The sequence below is a fragment of the Pseudomonas beijingensis genome, from assembly GCF_030687295.1.
GTDB classification, from domain to species: domain Bacteria; phylum Pseudomonadota; class Gammaproteobacteria; order Pseudomonadales; family Pseudomonadaceae; genus Aquipseudomonas; species Aquipseudomonas beijingensis.
This window is the reverse complement of sequence record NZ_CP117425.1, coordinates 6,199,140-6,219,776: the sequence shown is the minus strand read 5'-3', so window position 1 is coordinate 6,219,776 and position 20,637 is coordinate 6,199,140. Positions and strand designations below refer to the sequence as shown.

The following is a 20,637-nucleotide window of genomic DNA, read 5'->3' as shown; positions in this document are numbered from 1 at the left end:
GGGAAATCATTCAGTCTGAACGACCTCGAAGCCCTGCTGCCCGGGTTCACGCCTGATCATCCGCTTCATCTTCCATTCAAACGCCAGGGTCAGGCTCACGGCCGCGCAGGCCAGCCCCAGAGCCAGGCCCCACCAGACACCTGTCGGTCCCCAGTTCAGGTGGAACGCCATCCACCAGGCCGACGGTGCGCCGATCAGCCAATAGCAACCCAGGCCCACCAGGAAGGTGGTCTTGGCGTCCTTGAGCCCGCGAATGCAGCCCATGGCGATGGTTTGCGTGCCGTCGAACAGCTCGAACCACGCCGCCACCGCCAACAGGCTCACGGCCAGGTTGATCACATCGCGGAACGCCGGGTCGTCGTGGTCCAGGAACAAACCGATCAATTGATGGGGCAACAGCCAGAACACCATGGCAAACGCTAGCATCGCGGCCGCGCCAAAACCAATGCCGACTCGACCGGCCAGACGCGCCATCAACAGCTGCCCGGCGCCGTAGTGCTGGCCGATGCGCATGGTGATGGCATAGGACATCCCGGCCGGCACCATGAACGCCACCGAGACGATTTGCAGGGCGATCTGGTGGGCCGCCAACGGCGTGCTGCCCATGGTGCCCATGCACAGCGCGGCGAACGCGAACAGCCCGACTTCCACTGCGTACGTGCCGCCAATCGGCAGACCCAGGCGCCACAGTTCCTTGAGGTATTGGCGATTGGGCCGCGACAGGCCATCAAGCAGCGGATAGGCACGGTAGGCCGGGTGCCGATGGATGTGCCAGGCCAGCGCCAGGGCCATGCAATTGGCGACGATGGCCGTGACCAGGCCGATGCCCATCAAGCCGAGTTTCGGCAGGCCGAACATGCCGGTAATGAGCGCGTAGTTGAGCAGGAAGTTGGCCACCGTGCCGCCCAGGCTGATCACCATGACCGGCGTGGCCCGGCCGATGGCGCTGGTGAAGCCGCGCAGGGCCATGAAGCTCAGGTAGCCGGGCAGGGCGAACGGCAGCGCAAGCAGGAACTGTCCGGCGGACAGCACGTTGGTTTCGGTCTGGCCGAACATCAGCAGCACGGGCTTGAGGTTCCACAGCAGCAACCCGGCCATCAACGCCATCAACCAGGCCAGCCAAAGCCCGGCCTGGGTCAGCCGGGTGGCGCCTTCGACATCGCCCGCGCCCTGGCGGATCGCGACCAGGGTGCCCACCGCGGCGATCACGCCGATGCAGAAGATCGACACGAACGAATAGGTGGCCGCCCCGAGCCCGCCACCGGCGAGGGCTTCAGGGCTCAGGCGCGCCATCATCACAGTGTCGGTCAGCACCATCAGCATGTGCGCCAACTGCGAGGCGATCAACGGCCCCGCCAGCCGCAGGATGGCCCAGAGTTCGGTACGCACCGGATGCTGCATGATCATCACGCTCCATGTTTAAACAAGGCAGTAAAGCGACGATTCTCGGCGCTCTCGGCGGATTGCACAAAAGGATAAAAAAGATCGCTGGCATGATTAAAACTCATGCTGGACGGGTTTCTGGTAGGGTTTGCAGACCACGCCATGGAGCTTTTGCGATGCCCCGTCGTCTTCCTCCTCTCTATGCGTTGCGGGCATTCGAAGCCGCGGCGCGCTACAGCTCGTTCACCCGGGCCGCCGAAGAACTGTCGATCACCCAGAGCGCCGTCAGCCGGCACATTCGCACGCTGGAGGATCACTTTGCCTGCCGGCTGTTCCAGCGCAGCGGCCGCAACCTGCAATTGACCGAGGCGGCGCGATTGTTGTTGCCGGGCGTGCGGGAGGGCTTCATGGCGCTGGAGCGGGCCTGCCACACCTTGCATGGCGAAGACGGCATCCTGCGCATGAAAGCGCCTTCCACGTTGACCATGCGCTGGTTGTTGGCGCGCCTGAGTCGCTTCCGGCATTTGCAGCCCGGCAACGAGGTGCAACTGACCAGTGCCTGGATGGACATCGATTCGGTGGACTTCAACGTCGAGCCCTTCGATTGCGCCGTATTGCTGGGCAACGGGCATTTTCCGGCGGACTGGGAGGCCAGTTTGCTGTTCCCCGAGGAATTGATCCCGGTGGGTGCGCCGAACCTGTTGAACGATCAGCCTTGGGATGTGGCGCGGTTGGCCAGTGCTGAACTGCTGCATCCGACGCCGGATCGCCGGGACTGGCGCAACTGGCTGCAACGCATGGGCCTGTCCGACAAGGTCTCGCTCAAGGGGGGGCAGGTGTTCGATACCCTGGAGCTGGGCATGATCGCTGCGGCGCGTGGCTATGGGGTTTCCATGGGCGACTTGTTGATGGTGGCCGAGGACGTTGCCCAGGGACGCTTGAGCCTGCCCTGGCCGACGGCTGTCGCCAGCGGTGAGCACTATTACCTGGTCTGGCCGAAAACCCGGCCGGGAGGTGAACGTTTGCGCCGGCTCAGCGACTTCCTCCAAGGCGAGGTCAAGGCCATGCAACTGCCCGATGTACAGCGCCTGGGCTGAAACGTTGAAGTTGGCGTGCTAGCCACTTGGCATTAATCCGTCCAAACCGCTCAAGTATTTGGCGTTGCCGCCGAATCCGTGAAGATGGAACCCTCGTTCAGAAAGGGTCTACTCACACCTCACCCGAATAAAATGCCGAGCGTGCGACGTGATCAGGATGATCCGGTCTCTCGGCCAGGAGCCGTCATGTCTCAACCCCGCGCCCGAATCGCCTCACAGCTAGGCCTTGCCCTCGCCGTGATACTGGCGATCGTGATCTCCGGCAGTACCGTCTTCGCCTTGCGTTCGCTGGACACTGCCAACCTTGCCACCCGTGAAGAGCACTTGGCCAGCGAAGCGCGCCTGATGGCCGATCAGCTCAATACCTTCCACAGCACCCTGCGCGAGAGCACTCAGCGCTTGGCCGGTCTGTTCGAAAAGCGCTTCAGCGCGGGCCTGAGCGTGCATCCGGACCAGCCGGTGACGGTGGCGGGCGTACAAACTCCAGGCTTGAACCTGGGCAGCGAAGTGTTGAACAACAACTTCAAGGAAGTGGACGAGTTCAAGGCGATGACCGCCGGGGTGGCCACAGTCTTCGTGCGCAGCGGCGACGATTTCATCCGCGTCAGTACCTCGGTCAGTAAACAGGACGGTACACGGGCCATCGGCACCGTGCTCGACCGCGCCGGCCCGGCCTACGGCCCGGTGATCAGTGGGCAGAGCTACATTGGTCGGGCCCTGCTTTTCGGGCGCTTCTACATGTCGCAGTACACGCCTGTACGCGACAGCAGCGGCAAGATCATTGCCGTGTTGTACGTAGGCTTCGATTACACCGACGCGCAGAACGCGCAGTTCGAAAACCTCAAGCGCTTCCGCATCGGCCAGACCGGTTCCCTGGCGCTGCTGGACGAACAAAACAAATGGCTGGTGCCGCCCGCCGGCGTGCAGGCGCTGGACAACGCTACCGCGGCCATCACCGGCTTGATCAAAAAGCCGGGCAAGGGCGCGTTCTGGGCCGATACCGCCGAAGATTTCTACAGCGTTGCCGTACCGTTCGAGGGGGGGCCGTGGGCGGTGGTGGCGAGCATGCCGAAAACCGAGATCCGCGCCGTGACCTGGAGCGTCGGTATGCAACTGGCCATCGGCAGCCTGCTGGCGATGCTGTTGGCGGTCGGTTCGGCGATGTGGTTGTTGCGCAGCAAACTGGCACCGCTGGGGGATCTGGTGCGCCAGGCCGAGGCGTTGGGCGCCGGCGACCTGAGCGTGCGCCTGAATGTGTCGAGCCATGACGAAATCGGTCAGTTGGCCCGTGCCTTCAACCAGATGAGCCAGGCCCTGTCGACCATGGTCGAGCACATCCGCAAGGCCTCCCAGGAGGTCAACAGCCGCGCCCAGGCCCTGTCCGGGTTGTCCAGCGGAGCGTACGAAGGCATGGAACAGCAGTCCGGCGAGATCACCAGCATGGCTGGCGCCGTGGAGGAGTTCAGTGCGACCTCCTTGAACATTGCCGACAACATGGGCAACACCGAGCGCCTGGCCCAGGAAAACGCCCAGCAAACCCGCATTGGTCGGACCTCGATGGATGAAGCGTCGTCCTCCCTGGAGCAAATCGCCGGCGCGCTGAACAGCACGGCCACGGTCATCAATACCCTGGGCCAGCGGTCCCAGGAAATCGGCGGCATCGTGGGGGTCATTACCTCGATTGCCGAGCAGACCAACCTGTTGGCCTTGAACGCGGCCATTGAAGCTGCCCGCGCCGGCGAGCAGGGCCGTGGTTTCGCCGTGGTGGCCGATGAAGTCCGCAGCCTGGCGTCCCGCACCCGCCAGGCCACGGACGAAATCTCCAGCATGATCAACAGCATCCAGCAGGAAACCGGCAATGCCATCAGCACGATGGAGCAGGGCAATTTGTTGATGCAGGAAGGTCTGTCGCGCAACGCCAATGTGGCCTCGGCCCTGGCGCGCATCGACGAGCAGAGCCGCTCGGCTGGCCAGCAATTCGCGGCGATCACCACCGCCACCCAGGAACAAAGCAGCACCGCAACCCTGCTCAGCAGCAACCTGCAGAGCATTGCCATGGCCAACAGTGAACAGCGCCAAGTGGTCTCGAACCTGGCCCTCACTGCCAAGGAGCTGGAAAAACTGGCCCAGGACCTGCGCCAAGAGGTTGATCGGTTCCGCTGAGGCTTCCTGTCACAAGCCCGCTCCCAGAGATTCCCTGTGGGAGCGAGCTTGCTCGCGAAGGCGGCTTTCCAGCCACACCCCTGCCAGCTGACTCACCGCCATCACGAGCATTCACCACCGTCCTCTCAGCTCAACGCTGAACCTCAAGCCAATCCCTCGCCACGGGTTCTGGGTTGTCCGAGCTGACGTCATCGCGAGCAAGCTCGCTCCCACAAAAAGCTGTCGATCGTGTAGTCGTGCTTTTTTAAGGTTATTGCTGTTTTTAAGCTTGCTGAAACGTTTCTTCAAGACTATAAAAACCGCACAACTCCAATAAAAGGTCGCGTCCATGACTCCGCTCAAACTCCTCGTTACCCTTGGCGCCCTGGGCGCTGCTTCCCAGGCGATGGCTTGGGATTACGTCCTGCTGGATACCGATAAAGCCGCCCAACCCTGGCAAATCACCAGCCAGCAACTCGGCGTGAAGACCGACAAGCCCTTTTCCGTGACGATGCGCACCCTGCACGGCGGCCGGCAGGAAGGCGTCAGCGTGGTCGACATCGACAACGGCACCCTGAAGCTTTCAGTCGTCCCGACCCGTGGCATGAACGTGCTGCAGGCGTCGGTCGGTGATGTGCGCATGGGTTGGGATTCGCCCGTCAAGGAAGTGGTCAACCCGGCGTTCATCGAGCTCAACGGCCGAGGCGGGTTGGGCTGGCTCGAAGGCTTCAACGAGCTGGTTACCCGCTGCGGCTACGAATGGGTCGGCCATCCCGGCATGGACAACGGCGAGCTGCTGACCCTGCATGGTCGCGCCGCCAATATCCCCGCCAACAAAGTCACCTTGCACATCGATGAAAAACCACCCTACGCCATCACCCTGCAAGGCGAGTTGAAGGAGCAGGCGTTCAAGAAGGTCGATTTCTCGGTGCAAACCGAACTGGTCACCGAGCCCGGCAGCGTGACGTTCGCGCTCAACGACACGCTGACCAACAACGGCGATTACCCGAAGGAATACCAAGCGCTCTACCACAGCAATTTCAGCACGCCTTTCCTGGAGCAAGGCGCTCGTTTCGCGGCCCCGGTCAAGCAGGTCTCGCCGTTCAACGACAAGGCCAAGGGCGACTTGCCCGATTGGCAAACCTACCGGGCCCCGACCAAGGATTACGACGAAACCGTTTATAACGTCGTGCCCTACGCCGACGCCAAGGGCGACACTCTCACCGTGCTGCACAACAAGGCCGGCAGCCTCGGGGTATCGGTAGGCTTCAACACCAGCACGCTGCCCGTATTCTCCCTGTGGAAAAACACCGATACCCAAGGCCAGGGCTACGTGACCGGGTTGGAGCCAGGCACCAGTTTTTCCTATAACCGCCGCTATCAGCGCCCCCTGGGCCTGGTGCCCACGATCGGGCCGAAGGAGCACAAGCAATTCCAGATCCATTACAGCCTGTTGGCGGACAAGGGCGCTGTGGATAAGGCGCTCAAGCGCATCGATGCGATCCAGAACGGTCAAAAAACCGAGGTACGGCAAACACCATTGGTAGACCTGAGCAAACCGTAAAGCGGTCAAGCCGTAGCCGGCCGATACTGCAACGCTTCGGCCAGGTGCTCGCGGCGAATGCTCCCCGCTTGCTCCAGGTCCGCCAGTGTCCGGGCGACCTTGAGCAAGCGGTGAGCGGCACGTAGCGACAGGGTCAGCCGCTCGCAGGCGGTTTCCAGCCAGGTTTCATCGGTTGTGGATAACTTGCAGTGTCGGCGCAAGCCGGGCAGGTCGAGGAAGGCGTTAGCGCAGCCCTGGCGCTTGTGCTGGCGTTCCCGGGCTTCGGCTACGCGTTCCGCGACCGTGGCCGTATCGTCTCCGGGGTCGCGCTTGGGGTTCAACGCCGTGGCCTCCCGGGCGACGGTCAGGTGCAGGTCGATGCGGTCCAGCAGCGGGCCGGAGAGTTTGTTGCGGTAGCGCTGCACCATGTCCGGTGTACAGGCGCAGCGGCCGCTGGGCTCGCCAAGATAGCCACAGGGGCAGGGATTCATCGCCGCCACCAACTGGAAACGGGCAGGGAAGCGGACTCGATCCCGGGCGCGGGATACCACGATGTGCCCGGACTCCAGCGGTTCTCTCAAGACCTCCAGCACCTTGCGGTCGAATTCCGGCAGCTCATCCAGAAACAGCACGCCATGGTGGGCGAGGGTGATCTCCCCTGGCTGCGGCTTTGACCCGCCACCCACCAGCGCCGGGCCGGAAGCCGAGTGGTGTGGCTGGCGAAACGGGCGTTGCGGCCAATGGCTCAACGGCACGCAACTGGCCACCGACTGGATGGCCGCGACTTCCAGGGCTTCGCTCTCGGCCAGCGGCGGCAACAGCCCTGGCAAGCGGCTCGCCAGCAGGGTCTTGCCGGTGCCGGGTGGCCCGCTGAACAACAGGTTGTGAGCCCCCGCAGCGGCAATCAGCAAGGCCCGCTTGGCCCCGGCCTGGCCTTGTACTTCATTCAGGTCCGGGTAAGGCTTGCTGGCCGAGAGCAGTCCATTGGAAACGAACGGCTCGACCGGCGTGTGACCGTTGAAGTGCGCTACCGCTTCGAGCAGATGATCCACGGCGATCACCTTCAGCCCCGACGCCAGACAAGCTTCCTCGGCATTGGCCCGTGGCACCACCAGCGTGCGCCCGGCCTTGCGCGCCGCCAGCGCCGCAGGCAATACCCCGCGCACCGGTCGCACCGCGCCGGACAAGGCCAGTTCACCGAGGCATTCCACGTCGTCCAGCGTCAGGGTCGGCACCTGCACGCTGGCCGATAGGATCCCCAAGGCGATGGCCAGGTCGAAGCGCCCGCCGTCCTTGGGCAGGTCCGCCGGCGCCAGGTTCAGGGTGATGCGCCGCGCAGGAAAATTCAGCCCCGAATTGATGATCGCGCTGCGCACCCGATCCTTGCTTTCCTTCACCGCCGCTTCCGGCAGGCCAACCATCGTCAGCGACGGCAAGCCATTGGCCAGGTGAACTTCAACGGTAACGGCAGGAGCCTCGACCCCCACTTGGGCGCGGCTATGGACAATGGCGAGCGACATGAATCGTTCCTTGAGTGAATGGGGGGCCGCGTCCTGCGGCTTTTGAAGGTTAGTCGTGGGATGAGTTTGGGCATGGCAATTGAAGGGGGAAATTTTGGCAGGATGTTGCGGAGCGCTGAGCAGCCTGAGTGGCTATAGAGGGTGGGTGGCATGACGCCATTAAGGTCCCAGTTCTCTTCTACACTCCTAGTTACTTAAAGGGAGGGGGTCGCATGAAGCTCTTGACTTGGCTGATAGCAATTATTGTGTTGGTGGGGTGTGCAGGTCATAAAGGGACGGATTACCAGAATGCCAAATTGCACATGCTTTACATTGATGGGGATGGAAACCTCATTGATCCAAACCAAAAAACAATCATCGGTGAACGAGGCGATCTGAAGAAAACAAAAGCCGATGAGAAGATGTATCTCGAGAGGATTTTTCAGAATTATATAGCGCTCCGAAACAAGGATAAAAAATTAAGAATTACCTTGTTCATACACGGCGGCTTGAATAATTTTTCTACAGCGGTTGATCGTCCTGGAAGAATGGTCGATGACATGCTCGCTGATCATCAATACCCTATCTTTATTGCTTGGAATTCCGATTTCTGGCCTAACTATGCTGACCATCTATTTAGAATTCGAAAAGGGCTTAATAGACCGGTGCTGGGTGCGATGACCTCTCCCGTTGTGTTGATCGAGGATTTAGGGCGGTCCTTGGTCAGGGTTCCATCATCGATGTACAAGGAAATTTCAGACCCGGTCGCGGTGTCCAAAAGCGTCAATAGCGTTGATGAAGCAGACTACCAGAGAAGAGTTGATAAACTGGACGATATGGGATTTCAAGTAAGTAATTCGCCACCCCATGTCGGTGTCGGCAGTGATTACTATACCGTGTGGAATCCAGTCAAGTTGGGGATGGCCCCCTTGGTCGACGGCTTTGGAACCGGGGCATGGGATGGAATGCTGCGTCGTACTGACTTGGTGCTGACTAAAAATATCGCGTTTGAAGGCGATTTAATCACCGAGCCAGATAAAGAGTTCAAGGGGCCGGTTCGCTACGCTGATACAGCCGTTACCGCACTGCTCCATCGTTTGGAAAAAAAGGGCGATCAACAGGGTTCCCTATATCCCGTTGATGGGAGTGAGATAAATATTGTTGGGCATAGTATGGGGGCGATCGTCGCGGTTAATATCCTTGCCAGGCATCCGGATATTAACGTGAATAACCTGGTGTTTATGGGCGCTGCAGCGCGGGTAAAAGAAGTCGAGAACGTTGTTGTGCCTTGGTTGGTAACAAGACCTGAAGTGGACTTCTGGAATTTGAGCTTGGACCCATACAGAGAAATTGGTGAAAATTTCTTTCATGACTTCATGCCGCGCGGGAGTCTCTTGAACTGGATTGACTATACGTTTGGCGAAGTCAATTCATTCAAGGATCGAACGGCTGGGTCTTGGTGGAATATGACGCGGTTGGCTGAAGATGTTTTCCCGAATGCCCAGGTTGTTGATGACGTGGCATGTTACAGACCGCTGCGCAATAGGGTGCACTTAACTCGCTTCCCCATCGATAATCACGGTAAGTGGCCACAAAAACATGGAGAGTTTGCAGACTACAAGTTCTGGCGGGAGAGCTACTGGATGGCTGAGTCTGCGGTGAAACTGGACAGGCCATAAAGGTTCACGGTAGCCAATGTGAAGAGCGCGGAGCGTTAAGGCGTTCCGCGCTTATCCTGTGCAACTCCCTTGGCATTCTGCTGACAGTGTCTTCAGGTTGTGGACCTTTCCGCTTTCTTCACTATCACGGGGGCTCTACAAAAAGCTCCGTCGGCGGGCAAATTGTCCGGGACCGGCCCTCTGCTAGACTCGATTTTGCCCAGTCGGCACTTGGCGGTATCAACGGCACAGGGAGGAAGTGGCCATGAACGATCTGCTGGCTTTGTTAACCGACAAGCGCTTCATGCCCCACGGACATTGCTATATGTGGCGTCCGGATCTGCTGTGGACCAATGTGATCGCCGATGGCTTGATCACCCTGTCCTACGTCACCATCCCCTTCACCCTTCTGTACTTTATCCACAAGCGCAAGGATGTGCCGTTCGATTGGATGCTGGCGGCCTTCGGCGTGTTTATCCTGGCCTGCGGGACCAGCCACGTGATGGAAATCCTGACCATTTGGCAGCCTTATTACTGGTTGTCGGCACTGGTCAAGGTGATCACCGCGATTGCCTCGGTGATTACCGCCATCCTGCTGGTCCGGCTGGTGCCGGCGGCCCTGAAGATTCCCAGCCCGCGGCAATTGGCCAAGGTCAACGACGAGTTGCGCGAGGCGCAGGCCGAGCTGGTGACTACTGCGCGCCGGGCCGGCATGGCGGAGATCGCCACCAATGTATTGCACAACGTGGGCAATGTGCTCAATAGCGTCAACGTGTCAGCCCAAGTCCTCTACGAGAAGGTGCACACCTCCAAGGGACCGGGGGTGGCGAAGGTCGTCCAGTTGATGAAGGAACATCCCGATGACCTCGGCGACTTCATCAGCAGCGACCCGAAAGGGCGCGCGCTACCGGACTATCTCGACAAGCTGGCCGACGCGCTGGCAATCGAGCAGCAGGTCATGATCGCCGAATTGGCGCAGTTGACCCGCCGGATCGACCACATCAAGGAAATCGTCGCCACCCAGCAATCCTATGCCGGCAATGCCAGCGTCCTGGAGCCGGGCTCGTTGCGAGAGCTGCTTGAGGATGTCGTGCGCATTTGCGATGTGTCCCTGGCCCGCCACCACATCACCCTGATCAAGGAATTCAGCGATATCCCGCAAATGCCATTGGATAAGCACCGAGTGCTGCAGATCCTGGTCAATCTGATCAACAACGCCAAGCAGGCGCTGGACGCAGGCGTGAACCGTCCGCCACAGATCATCCTGCGCCTGGAGCTCGTTGACGATGAGCGTGTGCGGGTCGAGGTCGAGGACAATGGCGAGGGGATTTCCCAGGACAATCTTGCGCGGGTGTTCGAGCACGGCTTCACCACGCGTGTCGGCGGCCACGGCTTTGGTTTGCATAGCTGCATTCTGGCGGCGCACGAGATGGGCGGCGACCTGACCGTGCAGAGCGCCGGGCCGGGCCGCGGCGCGCTGTTTAGCCTGGAGCTGCCGCTGGCGCTCACACCGGACCAGGCTCAGCGGGCGGCGAATGCTTGAGTGACCTGTCAGAGCCTGTAACGTGAGCCGGGGGGGTTAATCCTGTACCGGAGCCAATCGTGCTTCCAGCTCGGCGACCTTGGCCTCCAGGCTTTCGAGCCGTGCCCGGGTCCGGGCCAGCACGACCATCTGGCTGTCGAATTCCTCCCGGCTGACCAAGTCCAGCTTGCTGAAGCCGCTTTGCAGCAAGGCCTTGAACTGGCTTTCGATTTCGCTTTTGGGCAGCGACGTGTCGCCACTCAAAATACGGGAGGCGTGGCCGCTCAGGGCGTCGAGAAGGTCTTTGGGCGCAAGCATGTGCAGGTGTCCTGGAAACGATGGCGGGCAGTGTACCACGCAGTGTCTATAGTCAATTGGCGAGCCAGGGATGCACGCTTTTCGCGCATGGGGTCGGGCGGCGCTGCACTGTTGTTGTGCGTATCGCTGCGGTTCGTGGTGCGGTACACGTCGAACAGGTGCCCAAGGGGCTGAAATCAGAGGGTTTGGGTGCAGATGGCAAGGTTTCTGCTTAGAGGCTGATGACCCATGCACTGATGCAGTCGCTGTGACGAATGCAGTGCAGCAGGCGGAACGGGGAGTTTCGTCAGGATCGGTTAACTGGCACCTGTCGGGCAACTTGGGCCGACGACGCGTTACAAAGCCAGGCACTGCGCTTAGACTTGAGTCGGGTTTGTTTTCCTGGGGCAAGTCCACCAATTCGGGAGAAAGTTTCATGAAGCTAGTCACTGCCATCATCAAGCCGTTCAAGTTGGACGACGTGCGCGAGTCGTTGTCCGAGATCGGCGTGCAGGGCATTACCGTTACTGAGGTCAAAGGCTTCGGTCGGCAGAAGGGTCACACCGAGCTGTATCGCGGCGCGGAATACGTGGTCGATTTCCTGCCCAAGGTGAAGATCGATGTCGCTATTGACGACAAGGACCTTGACCGGGTGATCGAGGCAATCACCAAGGCCGCCAACACCGGCAAGATCGGTGACGGGAAGATCTTTGTGGTCAATCTGGAACAGGCTATCCGCATCCGTACCGGCGAAACCGATACCGACGCTATCTAAGCCGCCAAACCCAACGCCCCAGGAGAAAACAATATGACTCTGCGTAAATTCGCAGGGCTAGGAGCCCTGTTGTCCTTCGCAATGCCTGGCCTGGCCATGGCAGAAGAAGCGGCAGCCCCTGTCCTGAACTCCGGCGACACCGCCTGGATGCTCACGGCCACGATTCTTGTACTGTTCATGACCATTCCCGGCCTGGCACTGTTCTACGGTGGCATGGTCCGCTCGAAAAACCTTCTTTCCGTGATGATGCAGTGCTTTGCCATTACCGGTCTGATCAGCGTTCTGTGGGTCATCTATGGCTACAGCATCGCGTTCGACACCACCGGCATGGAGCAGGGTGTCGTCAACTTCAATTCCTTCGTTGGCGGTTTCGGCAAAGCGTTCCTGGCGGGTGTGACGCCAGCCAGCCTGACCGGCCCGGCGGCGCTGTTCCCTGAAGCGGTGTTCATCACCTTCCAGATGACGTTCGCCATCATCACCCCGGCCCTGATCGTCGGTGCATTTGCCGAGCGGATGAAGTTCTCCGCCATGCTGATCTTCATGGGCGTGTGGTTCACCCTGGTGTATGCACCGATTGCGCACATGGTCTGGTCCGGCAACGGCGGCCTGATGTGGGACTGGGGCGTGCTGGACTTCGCCGGCGGCACCGTGGTGCACATCAACGCCGGTATCGCCGGCCTGGTGGCGTGCCTGGTACTGGGCAAGCGCAAAGGCTTCCCGACCACGCCAATGGCGCCGCATAACCTGGGTTACACCCTGATGGGTGCGGCCATGCTGTGGGTCGGCTGGTTCGGTTTCAACGCCGGTTCCGCTGTCGCTGCCAATGGCACTGCCGGCATGGCGATGCTGGTGACCCAGATCGCGACCGCTGCGGCGGCGCTGGGCTGGATGTTTGCCGAGTGGATCACCCACGGCAAGCCAAGCGCGCTGGGCATTGCTTCGGGCGTGGTGGCCGGCCTGGTTGCAATCACCCCGGCTGCCGGCACCGTGGGCCCGATGGGCGCCCTGGTCATCGGCCTGGCGGCGGGCGTGGTGTGCTTCTTCTGCGCCACCAGCCTCAAGCGCAAGCTCGGTTATGACGATTCCCTGGACGCCTTCGGCGTGCACGGCATCGGCGGTATCCTCGGCGCGATCCTGACCGGTGTGTTCGCAGCGCCCGCCCTGGGTGGCTTCGGCACCGTGACCGATATCGGCGCGCAAGTGTGGATTCAATTCAAAGGCGTGGGTTTCACGGTGGTCTACACCGGGATCGTCACCTTCATCATCCTCAAGGTCCTGGACGCCGTCATGGGTCTGCGTGTCACTGAGGAAGAAGAGGCTGTGGGCCTGGACCTGGCCCAGCACAACGAGCGTGGCTACAACCTGTAAGTACGCGCCATAAAAAATGCCCGGTTCGCCGGGCATTTTTTTGTCTGGAATTTGTCATTGCTCACAAGGTACCGCGGTTTTTCCGACGCCTTTTGTTGTGGATGCGACATAGGTTTTTATACCGCCAAAGGCTTACACCGAAGCAAGAATATTAGGGCCTTTGTTTTTTCCCAGAGCGCGCTAGAATGCGCGCCGAACGTGCGGAGATCTGTATGTGGCAACAGACGCTGATAACCCTGCGGGCAAAGCCCCGGGGCTTTCATCTGGTGACGGACGAGTTGCTGGCCGGCCTGCCTGAACTCCAGGCCTGTCGTGTCGGTCTGTTGCATCTGTGGCTGCAGCATACCTCGGCCTCGTTGACCATCAACGAGAACGCCGATCCGGCGGTGCGTCGAGACTTCGAACGATTTTTCAATCGGCTGATCCCACAAGGAACCGCCGACTATGAGCACAACGACGAAGGCCTGGACGACCTCCCGGCGCACTTCAAGGCCAGTGTGCTCGGTTGCCAGCTCAGCCTGCCGGTGACGGCGGGACGGCTGGCATTGGGAACCTGGCAAGGTGTTTATCTGGGCGAGCACCGTGATCACGGCGGTGCTCGTAAAGTCCTCGCCACCTTGTACGGTGAAGGGGCATAACCGCTGATTGCCGGCGGATGTTGAATTTTTTCTGGCAGCCTTCGAACAGATGGCGAAGCTGGGCTATAACTAATCTGCTTTTCGCAAGTCATGAGGTAGAACATGAGCGACGATGATCTGGAAAACGACGACCTCGAAGTAGGCGACGAAGACGAGACCGAAGAAGGCCTTGAAGTGGCGGCTGAAGACGTTGCCGAAGACGATGGCGCCGATGTCCCGGCACCTACCGCCAAAGGCAAGGCCAAGGCAGCCGTGTCGGTCGACGAGTTGCCGAGCGTAGAGGCCAAGAACAAGGAGCGTGATGCGCTCGCCAAGGCCATGGAGGAATTCCTGGCCAGGGGCGGTAAGGTGCAGGAAGTGGAAGCCAACGTGGTCGCTGATCCGCCCAAGAAGCCTGACAACAAGTACGGCAGCCGCCCGATCTGAGTATTTGCTTGTTGCTTGCTGAAAAAGCCCGCCGTCGCTGCGGGCTTTTTCATGGGCCAGATAATGTCTCGGACCAGCGGGCGCGGAGCCGCAGGACACAGCAGATCCAGGGTGGGAGCGAGCTTGCTCGCGATAGCGGTGGGTCTGCTGGCAGTGATGTTGGATGTGCCGTCGCCTTCGCGAGCAAGCTCGCTCCCACAAAGGGTTTTGGCGGCTGCGAAGCAGGGTTCAGGGTTGGCTATGCCATTGGGTCAGCAATCCTGGTAATTCGGTCAGGCTGCGGATTTCCGCGTCCGGCGCGTGGTCGGCATTCCAGGGTTTGCCTGCCGGGTTGAACCACACCGCGCGCAGGCCGGCCTGTTGGGCACCGGCGATGTCGTCGCCCGGGTGGTCGCCAATGTGCACGGCGGTCTGTGCCGTGGCGCCGCCGCGTTGCAGGGCTTCGTGGAACAGCCGGGCGTCAGGCTTGGCGATGCCGATGTCTTCGGCGCACAAGGCGAACTTGAAGTAGTCCGCCAACCCCAGGCGTCGCACGTCGGCGTTGCCATTGGTGACCACGCCGAGGGCGAAATGATTGGCCAGGATTTCCAGGGTGGGCTGCACCTCGGGAAAAATCTCCAGTTGGTGGCGGGCGTGCAGGAATGTCTCGAAGGCCTGGTCCGCCAGTTCGGAGGCTTGCCACTGGTCGTAGCCGGCTTCCTGCAAGGCACGGAACAGCACCCGTCGGCGCAACGCACTGATGCGATGCTTGAGGTTGGGTTCTTCGCGCAACACCTGCTCGCGAATCGAAAAAAGATGCTCCACCGGCAGGCCGCCCAGGTTCGGTGCGTTTTCGGTCAGCCATTGGCGGAGTATGGCTTCGGCGCTGGCGATTACCGGGGCGGTGTCCCACAGGGTGTCGTCCAGGTCGAAAGTGATGAGCTCGATGGTCATGATTCGTCGCCCTTGATGCGTTTGGCCCTGGGGTGGGCACTGTCATAGACCGTCGCCAGGTGCTGGAAGTCCAGGTGGGTGTAGATCTGTGTGGTCTTGATGTCCGAGTGCCCCAGCAGTTCTTGAACGGCGCGCAGGTCCTGGGAGGATTCCAGCAGATGGCTGGCGAAGGAGTGCCTGAGCATGTGCGGGTGCAGGTTCTGCCCCAGCTCGCGTTCGCCGGCGGCCTTGACCCGCAATTGAATCGCCCGCGGGCCGAGGCGCCGACCGCGTTGGCTGACAAATACCGCGTCGTCGGCGGGGTTGGCCAGGGCTCGCAGGGGCAGCCATAGCTCCAGGGCTTCACGGGCCTTGCGACCGACGGGCAGCAGGCGGGTCTTGCTGCCCTTGCCGAGCACCTGGACCATGCCGTCGGCCAGGTCCAGTTGCTCCAGGTTAAGCCCCGTCAGCTCTGAAAGCCGCAGGCCCGAAGAATAGAACAGCTCGAGAATCGCCTGGTCGCGCCGGGCCAGGAAGTCATCCTCGACGGCGCCTTCAAGCAATTGCAGGGCGCGGTCGGTGTCGAGGGTCTTCGGCAGCCGGCGTTCGCCCTTGGGCGGCGCCAGGCCGGTGGCCGGATCGTGATCGCACAGGCCTTCACGATTGAGGTAGTGATACAGGCCGCGTACCGCCGACAACAGGCGGGCCAGGCTGCGGGAGGACTGCCCCTGCTGATGCAGGCGGGCGATCAGGCTGCGCAAGCGCTGGATGTCAAGGGCCGACCAGCTGCCGATGTTCTGCTTCTGGCACCAGCCCAGGACTTTTTCCAGGTCACGGCGATAGGCCAACAACGTGTGGGGCGACACCTGACGCTCACTGCGCAGGTGTTCGCAGTAGGCGTCCAGTTGCCGTTCCATCGTCAGCGTACCGAGCGCAGCGAACCGGCAACCCGTGGCAGCACCCGGCCGGTGACTTCGGCGATGTAGCTCAAAAACAGCGTGCCCACCGAACTCTTGTAGTGCTGCGGATCGCGGCTGGCGATGGCCAGCACGCCGTGCACGCCCTGGTGGGCGATGGCGACGACGGCGGTGGAGCCGATCTGCTTGCGCTGTTCTTCGCCAAAGAGGAAGTCCAGTTCATGTTCGCGCAGGCTGCCGCTGACGCTTTTGTTTTCCGTGAGCAGGCCGCCGATGGCCGTTTGCGCTTCGGCGTGGGTCACCCAGCGGCCCACCGGCATGGCGTTGTCGCCGAACAGGATCAGGCTGACAAAGGGCACCTGGAAATCCTGGCGCAGGCTGTCTTCGACGCTCATGACCAGGTCTTCCAGGGTGCTGGCGTCCATCAGGGCCAGGATCAGCCGACGGGTCTTGTCGAAGAGTCGGTCGTTGTCCCGGGCCACGTCCATCAGGTGTGAAAGCCGATGGCGCATTTCGATGTTGCGCTCGCGCAGGATTTTCATCTGGTGCTCCACCAGCGACACGGTGTCGCCGCGCCGGTGGGGGATGCGCATCGTCGCAAGCAGTTCTTCATGCTCGACGAAGAAGTCCGGATGAGCTTCCAGGTAAGCGGTCACGGCCGCGGCTTCTGGAAAGCTGGGAGATTCGTCGGGCTGTGGGGCTGGAACCTGTGGCTGATCGGTCATGGGTTTGGCTCACTCAAAGACGAACTTGTCCTTCGTATACGCGCACTGCCGGGCCGGTCATCATCACCGGTTGGCCAGGGCCTGCCCATTCGATGGACAGGCGCCCGCCGGGCAGGTCGATCAACAATGGCGAATCCATCCACCCCTGGCTGATCGCAGCGACGGCAGCGGCACAGGCGCCGGTACCGCAGGCCTGGGTTTCCCCGGCGCCGCGTTCCCAGACGCGCAATTGTGCGCGGTGGCGGTCGATGACTTGCAGGAAACCGACATTCACCCGCGCCGGAAAGCGCGGATGGTGTTCGATTTTCGGCCCCAGCTCATGCACCGGGGCGCTGTTGATATCGGTCACTCGCAGCACGGCGTGGGGGTTTCCCATGGAAACCGCCGCCAGCTCCACCGGGGTGCCGTCGACGTCCACCTGATAGCTCAGGGCCTGGCTCGGTGCCTGGAAGGGGATGTCCGCCGGCACCAGGCGCGGAGCGCCCATGTTGACGCCGATCTGGCCGTCGCTGCGCACATCCAGTTCAATGATGCCGCTCTTGGTCTCGACGCGGATCTGCCGCTTGGCGGTCAGGCGCTTGTCCAGCACGAAGCGGGCGAAGCAGCGCGCGCCGTTGCCGCATTGCTCCACTTCCGAACCGTCGGCGTTGAAGATCCGATAACGGAAATCCACATCCGGGTTGTTGGGCGCCTCGACGATCAGCAACTGGTCGAAACCGATACCAGTGTGCCGGTCGCCCCATTGCTTGGCATGCTTGGGCAGGATATGCGCGTGCTGGCTGACCAGGTCGAGGACCATGAAGTCATTGCCCAGGCCGTGCATCTTGGTAAAACGCAGCAGCATGGTTTTACTCCGGCAGCAGGCTTTCGCCGGCAAACAACTCGGCTACCGTCTCACGGCGACGCACTTCGAATGCCTGATCACCGTCCACCAGCACCTCGGCGCAGCGGCCGCGGGTGTTGTAGTTGGAACTCATGACAAACCCGTAGGCACCGGCCGAATGCACGGCCAGCAAGTCGCCTTCTTCCAGCGCCAGCTCCCGACCCTTGGCCAGGAAGTCACCGGTTTCGCAGATCGGCCCGACGATGTCGTAGGGGCGGGCTGCGGTGTCGCGAGGGCGCACGGCGGTGACGTCCATCCACGCTTGGTACAGCGCCGGGCGGATCAGGTCGTTCATCGCCGCATCGACGATGGCGAAATCCTTGTGCTCGGTGTGCTTGAGGTATTCGACCTGGGTCAGCAGCACGCCGGCATTGGCCACGATGTAGCGGCCGGGCTCGAACATCAGCGCCAGGTCACGGCCTTCGAGGCGCTCGCGCACCGTCTTGATGTAGTCGGCCACCAGCGGCGGCTCTTCATCGCGATAGCGCACGCCGACACCGCCACCCAGGTCGATGTGGCGCAGGTAGATACCGCAATCGCCGAGGCGATCGACCAGCGCCAGCAGGCGGTCGAGGGCATCGATGAACGGTTCGAGGGTGGTCAGTTGCGAGCCGATGTGGCAATCGACACCCAGTACTTCCAGGTTCGGCAACTGGGCGGCGCGTACGTACACGTCCTCGGCGTCGGCAATGGCGATGCCGAACTTGTTTTCCTTCAGACCGGTGGAAATGTACGGGTGGGTGCCAGCGTCAACATCCGGGTTCACGCGCAGGGAGACCGGCGCGCGGACGCCCAGCTCGGCGGCAACAACCTGCAGGCGCTCCAGCTCATCGGTGGATTCGATGTTGAAGCAATGCACACCGACTTCCAGGGCGCGGCGCATGTCTTCACGGGTCTTGCCGACGCCGGAGAAGACGATCTTGTCGGCGCTACCGCCAGCGGCCAGCACACGCTCGAGCTCGCCACCGGAGACGATGTCGAAACCGGCACCCAGGCGCGCCAGGACATTGAGCACGCCCAGGTTGGAGTTGGCCTTGACGGCGAAACACACCAGGTGCGGCATGCCGTCGAGGGCATCGGCGAACGTCCGGTACTGGGCTTCGATGTGGGCACGGGAATAGACGTAGGTCGGCGTGCCGAAACGTTCGGCGATCGCGGACAGGGCAACCCCTTCCGCGAACAGCTCCCCGCCACGGTAGTTAAAAGCGTCCATGGCGTTCCCTTAGTAAGTGGTGTGGGTGTCGTGCGAGTGTGTCTTGGATTGCGACGACTTGGCCTGTTCTTCAGGGGACTTGCTGTCATCAGGCAGGTACAGCGGACCTTTTTGACCACAGGCTGTCACGAGGCAGGCAACCGCGACGAGCGCAGCAAGGGAAGAGATCAGGCGCTTCATGGCGAAATCCTTGAAAATGCGTTAATTGCGCCGGAGTATACCGGCCACCCGTCAGCTTGCCTATGCAACGGGGCGCCCGTCCGGCGGCGTTGGTCGTCGTCAGTGGGTATATCCTTTGCAATCGCCGGGAAGCGTCCGTATCTTGCGGCGCTTGAGCATGAGCAGACATTTTCGAGGTTGCCACAATGAGTTTGACTGAAGCCCGTTTCCACGACCTGGTCGATGCGACCCAGCAAACGCTGGAGGATGTGTTCGACGAGAGCGACCTGGACATCGACCTGGAAAGCTCCGCCGGCGTGCTGACCGTCAAGTTCGAAAACGGCAGCCAATTGATCTTCAGTCGCCAGGAGCCGTTGCGGCAGTTGTGGCTGGCGGCGGTCTCCGGTGGCTTTCATTTCGACTACGACGAGGAAAGCGAGCGCTGGATGTGCGACAAGAGCGAAGAGCAACTGGGCGAGATGCTCGAGCGCATCGTCAAGCAGCAGGCGGGCGTGGAACTCGAGTTCGAAGGCCTGTGACGGCGTGAGCCAGCCCCCGCCACGGCCGCCCAAGCCGCTCTACAGCAACGTCAGCCCCGCCGTGCCGTCGCCGTGCACCAGCGTGTGCAAGCTGGATGAGCAGAAGATCTGCCTCGGTTGTTTCCGTCATGTGGAAGATATCCGGGAATGGCGCTCGGCCGATGATGAGCGTCGGCGGGTCATCTGTGCCGAGGCGGCTAAACGCAAATCTCTGGTGTGATCGCCCACTGTGTGGGAGCAAGGCTTGCCTAGTAACCCTGTGAGAGTAAAGCTTGCTCGCGATACAAGCGCCTCGGTTCCAGAGAGACCTCGCTGTATTCATCGCGGGCAAGCCTTGCTCTCACAATTCCCTCGCCACAAGGGTTTAGTGCCGTCCATGGGCAGGGCAAATCCTGCCTGACTTGTTTATTTATTGAGCTGTGATAGTGTCCGGCTACGCCTCAACTCATCGAGGCCCGTGAAAACCCCGTCTTTTTGTGGCGGGGTTTTGCTTTTTTTGTGCAGAAGAAAGGAGTCTGCCTGGATCATGACCGCACCTTCCATCACCCTTACCCGCCTGGACGTACAGCGTCTGGAGCGCCTGATCGACAGTCTTGATGAAACGCTGCCGGGCGTGATCGCGTTGCAAACCGAACTGGATCGCGCCGAGAACGTGGTGGGCCACGAAGAAGTGCCTGCCGATGTCGTGACCATGAACTCACGCGTGCACTGCCGCGAAGAAAGCAGCGGCAAGGACTATCACCTGACGTTGGTTTATCCACAGGACGCCAATGCCGACGAAGGCCGGATCTCGATCCTGGCGCCGGTGGGCAGTGCCTTGCTGGGCCTGAAGGTCGGCCAGCACATCGACTGGCCGGCCCCGGGTGGCAAGACGCTGAAGCTGACCTTGCTGGCCGTCGAATACCAGCCCGAAGCAGGCGGCGATTTCCACCTCTGAGCGC

At 61.3% G+C, this 20,637-nt stretch carries 21 protein-coding genes; 12 read left to right on the top strand and 9 right to left on the bottom strand.

All coding sequences use genetic code 11. The features are described from left to right. Positions 1 to 6 precede the first annotated feature (6 nt). Complete coding sequence (locus PSH84_RS27765; protein WP_305471294.1) at positions 7 to 1,401, bottom strand: NorM family multidrug efflux MATE transporter; 1,395 nt, start codon at positions 1,399 to 1,401, stop codon at positions 7 to 9. 158 nt (positions 1,402 to 1,559) lie between these two features. Here PSH84_RS27765 and PSH84_RS27760 point away from each other — a divergent pair, with 158 nt between their 5' ends. From PSH84_RS27760 to PSH84_RS27750, 3 genes are all read left to right on the top strand, one after another. Further along, positions 1,560 to 2,480 carry a LysR substrate-binding domain-containing protein gene (locus tag PSH84_RS27760; RefSeq protein ID WP_122567544.1) on the top strand — a complete coding sequence of 307 codons (921 nt, stop codon included), beginning with the start codon at positions 1,560 to 1,562 and terminating at the stop codon, positions 2,478 to 2,480. Positions 2,481 to 2,666: 186 nt separating this feature from the next. After that, positions 2,667 to 4,643 carry a methyl-accepting chemotaxis protein gene (locus PSH84_RS27755; RefSeq protein WP_122567543.1) on the top strand — a complete coding sequence of 659 codons (1,977 nt, stop codon included), beginning with the start codon at positions 2,667 to 2,669 and terminating at the stop codon, positions 4,641 to 4,643. 328 nt (positions 4,644 to 4,971) lie between these two features. Then, entirely contained in the window at positions 4,972 to 6,186 is a 1,215-nt protein-coding gene (locus PSH84_RS27750; RefSeq protein WP_305468821.1) for an aldose 1-epimerase family protein, read from the top strand. A gap of 5 nt (positions 6,187 to 6,191) precedes the next feature. Here PSH84_RS27750 and PSH84_RS27745 read toward each other — a convergent pair whose 3' ends face one another. Continuing rightward, positions 6,192 to 7,685, bottom strand: coding sequence for a YifB family Mg chelatase-like AAA ATPase (locus PSH84_RS27745; RefSeq protein WP_305468820.1), 1,494 nt, complete (start codon positions 7,683 to 7,685; stop codon positions 6,192 to 6,194). A gap of 212 nt (positions 7,686 to 7,897) precedes the next feature. On the opposite strand from PSH84_RS27745, the gene PSH84_RS27740 reads away from it, so the two are divergent. Both PSH84_RS27740 and PSH84_RS27735 read left to right on the top strand, forming a co-directional pair. Then, on the top strand, positions 7,898 to 9,343 hold the full coding sequence (locus PSH84_RS27740; RefSeq protein WP_305468819.1) for an alpha/beta fold hydrolase: 1,446 nt from the start codon (positions 7,898 to 7,900) through the stop codon (positions 9,341 to 9,343). A gap of 244 nt (positions 9,344 to 9,587) precedes the next feature. Further along, entirely contained in the window at positions 9,588 to 10,865 is a 1,278-nt protein-coding gene (locus PSH84_RS27735; protein WP_122567539.1) for a sensor histidine kinase, read from the top strand. Between the two features lie 36 nt (positions 10,866 to 10,901). Here the strand turns inward: PSH84_RS27735 and PSH84_RS27730 are convergent, their stop codons facing one another. Next, positions 10,902 to 11,162, bottom strand: a complete 261-nt coding sequence (locus PSH84_RS27730) for an accessory factor UbiK family protein (RefSeq protein ID WP_122567538.1) — start codon at positions 11,160 to 11,162, stop codon at positions 10,902 to 10,904. A gap of 415 nt (positions 11,163 to 11,577) precedes the next feature. On the opposite strand from PSH84_RS27730, the gene glnK reads away from it, so the two are divergent. The 4 genes from glnK to sutA all read left to right on the top strand — a co-directional run bounded on the left by glnK (position 11,578) and on the right by sutA (position 14,348). After that, positions 11,578 to 11,916 carry a P-II family nitrogen regulator gene (glnK, locus tag PSH84_RS27725; protein ID WP_002555808.1) on the top strand — a complete coding sequence of 113 codons (339 nt, stop codon included), beginning with the start codon at positions 11,578 to 11,580 and terminating at the stop codon, positions 11,914 to 11,916. Positions 11,917 to 11,949: 33 nt separating this feature from the next. Beyond that, positions 11,950 to 13,284: an ammonium transporter gene (locus PSH84_RS27720; protein WP_305468818.1), complete on the top strand. Its 1,335-nt coding sequence runs from the start codon at positions 11,950 to 11,952 to the stop codon at positions 13,282 to 13,284. Positions 13,285 to 13,496: 212 nt separating this feature from the next. Then, entirely contained in the window at positions 13,497 to 13,922 is a 426-nt protein-coding gene (locus PSH84_RS27715; RefSeq protein WP_122567822.1) for a secondary thiamine-phosphate synthase enzyme YjbQ, read from the top strand. Positions 13,923 to 14,024: 102 nt separating this feature from the next. Then, a complete protein-coding gene (gene sutA / locus PSH84_RS27710; RefSeq protein WP_072406034.1) occupies positions 14,025 to 14,348 on the top strand; it encodes a dormancy-specific transcriptional regulator SutA in 324 nt (107 codons plus the stop codon). A 228-nt stretch (positions 14,349 to 14,576) separates the two neighbouring features. Here sutA and PSH84_RS27705 read toward each other — a convergent pair whose 3' ends face one another. Genes PSH84_RS27705 through lptM form a run of 6 tightly spaced genes read right to left on the bottom strand, consistent with a single transcriptional unit; the run spans position 14,577 to position 19,178 of the window. After that, positions 14,577 to 15,281, bottom strand: coding sequence for an HAD family hydrolase (locus PSH84_RS27705; protein WP_305468817.1), 705 nt, complete (start codon positions 15,279 to 15,281; stop codon positions 14,577 to 14,579). Beyond that, positions 15,278 to 16,177: a tyrosine recombinase XerC gene (gene xerC, locus PSH84_RS27700; protein WP_122567534.1), complete on the bottom strand. Its 900-nt coding sequence runs from the start codon at positions 16,175 to 16,177 to the stop codon at positions 15,278 to 15,280. Before xerC ends, PSH84_RS27705 begins: the two co-directional genes overlap by 4 nt. Positions 16,178 to 16,179: 2 nt before the next feature. Beyond that, positions 16,180 to 16,902: a DUF484 family protein gene (locus tag PSH84_RS27695; RefSeq protein WP_122567533.1), complete on the bottom strand. Its 723-nt coding sequence runs from the start codon at positions 16,900 to 16,902 to the stop codon at positions 16,180 to 16,182. Positions 16,903 to 16,915: 13 nt separating this feature from the next. Further along, a complete protein-coding gene (gene dapF / locus PSH84_RS27690; RefSeq protein ID WP_122567532.1) occupies positions 16,916 to 17,746 on the bottom strand; it encodes a diaminopimelate epimerase in 831 nt (276 codons plus the stop codon). 4 nt (positions 17,747 to 17,750) lie between these two features. Continuing rightward, a complete protein-coding gene (gene lysA, locus PSH84_RS27685; RefSeq protein ID WP_092174851.1) occupies positions 17,751 to 18,998 on the bottom strand; it encodes a diaminopimelate decarboxylase in 1,248 nt (415 codons plus the stop codon). Positions 18,999 to 19,007: 9 nt separating this feature from the next. Next, positions 19,008 to 19,178 (bottom strand): LPS translocon maturation chaperone LptM, encoded by a 171-nt coding sequence (gene lptM, locus PSH84_RS27680; RefSeq protein ID WP_072406122.1) that lies wholly within the window; start codon positions 19,176 to 19,178, stop codon positions 19,008 to 19,010. Between the two features lie 185 nt (positions 19,179 to 19,363). Between lptM and cyaY the strand changes: the two genes are divergently transcribed. The 3 genes from cyaY (at position 19,364) to rnk (ending at position 20,633) form a co-directional block, all read left to right on the top strand. Then, positions 19,364 to 19,696, top strand: coding sequence for an iron donor protein CyaY (gene cyaY, locus PSH84_RS27675; protein WP_122567530.1), 333 nt, complete (start codon positions 19,364 to 19,366; stop codon positions 19,694 to 19,696). 4 nt (positions 19,697 to 19,700) lie between these two features. Next, positions 19,701 to 19,916: a DUF1289 domain-containing protein gene (locus PSH84_RS27670; protein WP_305468816.1), complete on the top strand. Its 216-nt coding sequence runs from the start codon at positions 19,701 to 19,703 to the stop codon at positions 19,914 to 19,916. 306 nt (positions 19,917 to 20,222) lie between these two features. Continuing rightward, positions 20,223 to 20,633 carry a nucleoside diphosphate kinase regulator gene (rnk, locus tag PSH84_RS27665; RefSeq protein WP_122567528.1) on the top strand — a complete coding sequence of 137 codons (411 nt, stop codon included), beginning with the start codon at positions 20,223 to 20,225 and terminating at the stop codon, positions 20,631 to 20,633. The last annotated feature ends 4 nt before the right edge of the window (positions 20,634 to 20,637 follow it).

Coding starts and splice junctions, on each gene's coding strand:
- PSH84_RS27765 (WP_305471294.1), bottom strand. CDS start 1,401: ATGCAGCATCCGGTGCGTACCGAACTCTGGGCCATCCTGCGGCTGGCG.
- PSH84_RS27760 (WP_122567544.1), top strand. CDS start 1,560: ATGCCCCGTCGTCTTCCTCCTCTCTATGCGTTGCGGGCATTCGAAGCC.
- PSH84_RS27755 (WP_122567543.1), top strand. CDS start 2,667: ATGTCTCAACCCCGCGCCCGAATCGCCTCACAGCTAGGCCTTGCCCTC.
- PSH84_RS27750 (WP_305468821.1), top strand. CDS start 4,972: ATGACTCCGCTCAAACTCCTCGTTACCCTTGGCGCCCTGGGCGCTGCT.
- PSH84_RS27745 (WP_305468820.1), bottom strand. CDS start 7,685: ATGTCGCTCGCCATTGTCCATAGCCGCGCCCAAGTGGGGGTCGAGGCT.
- PSH84_RS27740 (WP_305468819.1), top strand. CDS start 7,898: ATGAAGCTCTTGACTTGGCTGATAGCAATTATTGTGTTGGTGGGGTGT.
- PSH84_RS27735 (WP_122567539.1), top strand. CDS start 9,588: ATGAACGATCTGCTGGCTTTGTTAACCGACAAGCGCTTCATGCCCCAC.
- PSH84_RS27730 (WP_122567538.1), bottom strand. CDS start 11,162: ATGCTTGCGCCCAAAGACCTTCTCGACGCCCTGAGCGGCCACGCCTCC.
- glnK (WP_002555808.1), top strand. CDS start 11,578: ATGAAGCTAGTCACTGCCATCATCAAGCCGTTCAAGTTGGACGACGTG.
- PSH84_RS27720 (WP_305468818.1), top strand. CDS start 11,950: ATGACTCTGCGTAAATTCGCAGGGCTAGGAGCCCTGTTGTCCTTCGCA.
- PSH84_RS27715 (WP_122567822.1), top strand. CDS start 13,497: ATGTGGCAACAGACGCTGATAACCCTGCGGGCAAAGCCCCGGGGCTTT.
- sutA (WP_072406034.1), top strand. CDS start 14,025: ATGAGCGACGATGATCTGGAAAACGACGACCTCGAAGTAGGCGACGAA.
- PSH84_RS27705 (WP_305468817.1), bottom strand. CDS start 15,281: ATGACCATCGAGCTCATCACTTTCGACCTGGACGACACCCTGTGGGAC.
- xerC (WP_122567534.1), bottom strand. CDS start 16,177: ATGGAACGGCAACTGGACGCCTACTGCGAACACCTGCGCAGTGAGCGT.
- PSH84_RS27695 (WP_122567533.1), bottom strand. CDS start 16,902: ATGACCGATCAGCCACAGGTTCCAGCCCCACAGCCCGACGAATCTCCC.
- dapF (WP_122567532.1), bottom strand. CDS start 17,746: ATGCTGCTGCGTTTTACCAAGATGCACGGCCTGGGCAATGACTTCATG.
- lysA (WP_092174851.1), bottom strand. CDS start 18,998: ATGGACGCTTTTAACTACCGTGGCGGGGAGCTGTTCGCGGAAGGGGTT.
- lptM (WP_072406122.1), bottom strand. CDS start 19,178: ATGAAGCGCCTGATCTCTTCCCTTGCTGCGCTCGTCGCGGTTGCCTGC.
- cyaY (WP_122567530.1), top strand. CDS start 19,364: ATGAGTTTGACTGAAGCCCGTTTCCACGACCTGGTCGATGCGACCCAG.
- rnk (WP_122567528.1), top strand. CDS start 20,223: ATGACCGCACCTTCCATCACCCTTACCCGCCTGGACGTACAGCGTCTG.